The sequence below is a fragment of the Coleofasciculaceae cyanobacterium genome (assembly GCA_036703275.1).
In the GTDB taxonomy this organism is placed as follows: Bacteria; Cyanobacteriota; Cyanobacteriia; order Cyanobacteriales; family Xenococcaceae; genus Waterburya.
In genome coordinates this window covers 1-4,332 of record DATNPK010000041.1, presented here as the reverse complement: position 1 = coordinate 4,332, position 4,332 = coordinate 1, and the positions used below count along the sequence as shown (strand labels likewise).

At 35.7% G+C, this 4,332-nt stretch carries 2 protein-coding genes and 3 pseudogenes; 3 read left to right on the top strand and 2 right to left on the bottom strand.

From position 1 onward, the window contains the following. Positions 1-140: 140 nt before the first annotated feature. Positions 141-650 carry a sulfotransferase family 2 domain-containing protein gene (locus V6C71_08780; protein HEY9768585.1) on the bottom strand — a complete coding sequence of 170 codons (510 nt, stop codon included), beginning with the start codon at positions 648-650 and terminating at the stop codon, positions 141-143. Positions 651-707: 57 nt separating this feature from the next. Further along, a pseudogene (locus V6C71_08775) lies at positions 708-1,415 on the bottom strand (sulfatase-like hydrolase/transferase). Positions 1,416-1,500: 85 nt separating this feature from the next. On the opposite strand from V6C71_08775, the pseudogene V6C71_08770 reads away from it, so the two are divergent. The 3 genes and pseudogenes from V6C71_08770 (at position 1,501) to V6C71_08760 (ending at position 3,914) form a co-directional block, all read left to right on the top strand. Next, positions 1,501-2,249, top strand: a pseudogene (locus tag V6C71_08770) (IS1 family transposase). A 17-nt stretch (positions 2,250-2,266) separates the two neighbouring features. Beyond that, positions 2,267-2,845, top strand: a pseudogene (locus V6C71_08765) (IS630 family transposase). A 220-nt stretch (positions 2,846-3,065) separates the two neighbouring features. Continuing rightward, positions 3,066-3,914, top strand: coding sequence for an FkbM family methyltransferase (locus V6C71_08760; protein ID HEY9768584.1), 849 nt, complete (start codon positions 3,066-3,068; stop codon positions 3,912-3,914). Positions 3,915-4,332 lie beyond the last annotated feature (418 nt).

The following is a 4,332-nucleotide window of genomic DNA, read 5'->3' as shown; positions in this document are numbered from 1 at the left end:
GCGATGAATCGAAGCATTATCTTGAATAATTACCGTGAATTTCCCAGTATCAAACAATCTTTTTGTTGCCTTGTCTGCTTGAGTATCCATAAACTGAAGGTAGTTTTTAGCTTTGTAAGTCCCCAGTTTTAAACCATACTCTAAAACTTTGAGAATCCTCCCACACTCCCATAAGAGCTGATTCTTCTGCCTCTAGTTTTATTTTGTAAATTTTCAAATCTAATAACAAAATCGACTTCTGGCTTCAAAAATAAACTCTTTTGTGATGTCTGTTGTTTTGTCGTTAAAATGCTCATAGCAGACGGAACAATTTCTAACACTTCAATGAACCTTTCTCTTGACCATTTTTCTCCTAAACGATGGGGAGAAAAGTAAAAAGACATCATCCGCTCCCAAGGGTTTCTCACACAGGCAAATTTATAAAGAGATTTAAACGTTTGTTCATCAAGAACCTGCTGATAATCCCTAAGAGTAGAATGCTTTCTCAGCGAAGGTAATTTATAATTTTTGACCTCAAAGTCTTGGCTTTTATAACTGTGACTTAAATCCACTAAGTCATCTTCAGAATATTGCTGCAAAACGCTCTGAATAGAGTTTCCACCCGTTTTATGGACATGAATAAACAGGAATTTATTGGCTAAAGAAAGCATAACTTAAAGACAGCTAGAGATTAAAGCTCGAACGTTGTAATTGAAAAAATGGCTTAACTATATGTTGTCATTACCACTGCGTTTTTTTCTTATATGAGGTGCTGTAGGATAATGTTTATGCCGTATAAAAACCTTTGTTAAGCACTCAACTTGTTCCGGATGTTGAAAATACAAATTTTTCCTCTCACGGATATCTTCGTATATATTGTATAGCTGTTGTGGCGGATCGTAGATTGTTGTTGGCGGATCGGGGCTAAGTCCTCCAGAACCCTGACCGAAAATCAATTTCCAATTCCCCTTACGGATACCGTAAAGACCGTGATAGCCTTGATGAACAAGTTCTGTACGAATTGGTCTTTCTGGTTGCTCCCCCAGCAAATAAGGAAAAATATTCAAACTATCCTCTGCTGTATGAGTGGGTAAATCCCGATCTAGAATCGCAGCACAAGTCGCCAACAAATCCATGAGACAAATTAATTTATTACAGGTCGAGCGAGCGGGAATGTAATTTTTCCATTTAGCAACGCAGGGAACTCGATGACCTCCATCCCAAGTATCCGCTTTCAGACCACGTAAAATCCAATTGGGTTTGTGGTCAAAGGTTTCGATGATGCTATTAGGGGCTTCTAAGCTACCATAGCGTCCTGGACTACCATTGTCACTAGTGATAATTACCAAAGTATTTTCATCGAGATGATGCTGTTTGAGAGCAGCATCGATCTGACCAACTGTATCGTCTAGTTGCATCACAAAGTCGCCGTATGCTCCTGCTTTGCTCTTCCCTTGGCATTGCTAAGTAAGCAGTGGATTTGCTAAAAAGAAAGAGTAGAAAAAAACTCTCTCAATGAATATGAAATGTCCTAAGTGCCAATCTAATAATACTCGAAAAGATGGTCATCAAAACGGGAAACCCTAAAGGACTAGCTTCGCGTCGCAAAGATGGGAATGTAAAGACTGCGGTCGTATTTTCCGTGACTCTTATTCTACCAAAGGATATCATCTTCAAGTCAAACAAATTTGTTTGAATATGTATTTAAATGGAATGGGATTTCGTGCTATCGAAAGAGTTACCGGGGTTGCTCATACTAGTATTATGAATTGGGTGAAGGAATCATCAGAGGAGTTGCCAGAAGACGAATCAGGAGAACCAGAACTTGCTCAATTGGATGAATTATTTGCGTAGCTTATCCTTTAGGACAAACTTATATTGGTCGTAAAACTAATAAGATTTGGATTTGGACAGCTATTAATCATCATGCTCCTGGTATTTTGGCAATGGAAATCGGTGATCGTAGCGGTCAAACTTTTAAGAGACTTTGGCAGAGAATTAAAATTTGGAATAGTCGCCAGTATTTTACCGATGGCTATTGTATCTATGCCATTTACATTTCATTAGATAGACATCAAGTTTTACCAAAGATTAAGTTAACTAAAGTAGAAGGAGAAAACACAAGATTAAGACATTACTTAGCAAGGTTACATCGAGCAACATTATGTTACTCAAAATCGATTCAAATGCTAAAGTATTCTGTTCGACTCCTAATACATTACCTAAGATTTAAAAGTGTACCTATCCCGACAAAATCCACTGTTAATTGAGCAACACTCCTGATTTTCCCTTTGTCTGCCTGGATTACTGTTTGAAACAGTTAGTCACAGAAACTAGAACGCCAATTCCTCGCCAACCTGGTCAACCAGAAAGATTTGATTATCAGTACGAGCGAAATGGAACGGCTAATTTATTTATGCTCACTAATCCGATTGAAGGATGGCGAACCGTTGAAGTCACCAAACAAAGAACAGCAATCGATTACGCCAATTTGCTCAAAAAGTTAGTCGATGATTATTATCCCGAAGCTTGGATGATTACAGTAGTGCAGGATAATCTCAATACTCATACTCCTGCTTCTGTGTATAAAGCTTTTGAACCAGCACAAGCGAGACGAATTATGAGTCGTTTGAATTTTTGCTTCACACCCAAACATGGAAGTTGGCTAAATATGGCAGAGATCGAGTTAAGCGTTTTATCTCGGCAGTGTATCAATCGAAGAATTCCTGACATGGCGACATTAAGAGAAGAAGTTGCTGCTTGGTGCGATCAACGTAATAGCCAAGAAAGCTGGATTGATTGGCGATTTACCACTCAAGACGCTCGTATAAAACTCAAGAGACTTTACCCATCAATTAATCATTGACAGACTACTAGTAGTCCTCGTACTAAGTTAGTACGTTTATACTAAACGAGTCGCACTCGTACAGCTATATCATATCGTTTTGTCGAATGGCTCAACCAAAATCGGCACGTATATACAGCTTACAAAGCAAGTTGTGGCTTTGTTTGGGCTTAATTTTTGTTTAAGTCCCGCTAGCTGAAATGGTGAGAGAATAATCCAGACTATACATCATATTAGCAAGATGGGATTAATGAATAAATCTATACGTAAAATGAATCTTTCCAATGGTAAAAAAATTTTTTACTTAAATAGAGCAGAAGTAAATTTTTTAGATAACCAAATAAAGAATTATTTTAAACATGGAATTAAATTGAAAAAAAACAACACAGTTTTTGATGTAGGGGCTAACATTGGTATGTTTTCACTTTATTGTTGTGATCTTTGTGACAATAAAGTGAACATTCATGCTTTTGAACCTATTCCACAAATATTTGAAGTTTTACAACGCAACATACAACATTTTAATTTAGATGAAATAAAACTATATAACTATGGAATATCGAATCGAGCTAAAGATGCAGTCTTCTTTGATTATTTCCCTTATGCAAGCGGGTTTTCTACAATGTATTCTGAAGAACCAAAAAAATTTAGAAACGCTGTCAAGTCGGATATACTACAAAACATTAATGAATTAGCTTGTTTTGTAGACGAAATAAATCTAATTCGTAAACTACCTTCATTTTTACAGTCTTGCACTCTAGATTTTGAACTTGCTCGAAAACTAAAACTCGAAAAAGTTAATTGTCAAGTAAAAACAATTTCTCAAGTTATCTACGAACAAAATATTCAACAAATAGATCTTCTTAAAATTGATGTAGAAAAAAGTGAGTTAGACGTCTTATTGGGAATAAATAAGCAAGATTGGATAAAAATCAAACAAATTGTCATTGAAGTCCATGATATTAAACATAGAGTTGATGAAATTAAAGACTTACTATTGAGTCATAACTTTAGTAAAGTTGTTGATGAACAAGAACCATTTTTAGACAATTCAGAGTATTATAATATTTACGCAATACAAAACCAATAAAAAAAACCAGAAGGCAGAAGTTCACCTGGTTGACTGACAAAAGAGAGAAGAAAAACCTTGAAATGTGTGTAATTGAAAGGCTGAGAGCTTAAAAGGATTTTTAGGGAGAGTCAGTATTCTAAAATTAAATACCACTCAAAATAGAAGAATACTGTGAAAAAAACTCCCGTCTTTACAATGCTTTGAATCAATGGATGAGTCAACCTGACGATTGGTTACATTTATGTCATCTCAAAACCTGTATCTGGATAATAATTGCTTTAATATATACTGGAAGGGTAGTGTAGCAAAGATGTTGAATTAATCAAATATCTCTGCCAAACTCATACTTATTAATATACAAACCAATCACTAGATCTTGCATCTGAGTAAGCTTAGAAAAGCAGATTGTTTTTCTGTGTAATCTTTTAATTCTATT

Coding starts and splice junctions, on each gene's coding strand:
- V6C71_08780 (HEY9768585.1), bottom strand. CDS start 650: ATGCTTTCTTTAGCCAATAAATTCCTGTTTATTCATGTCCATAAAACG.
- V6C71_08760 (HEY9768584.1), top strand. CDS start 3,066: ATGGGATTAATGAATAAATCTATACGTAAAATGAATCTTTCCAATGGT.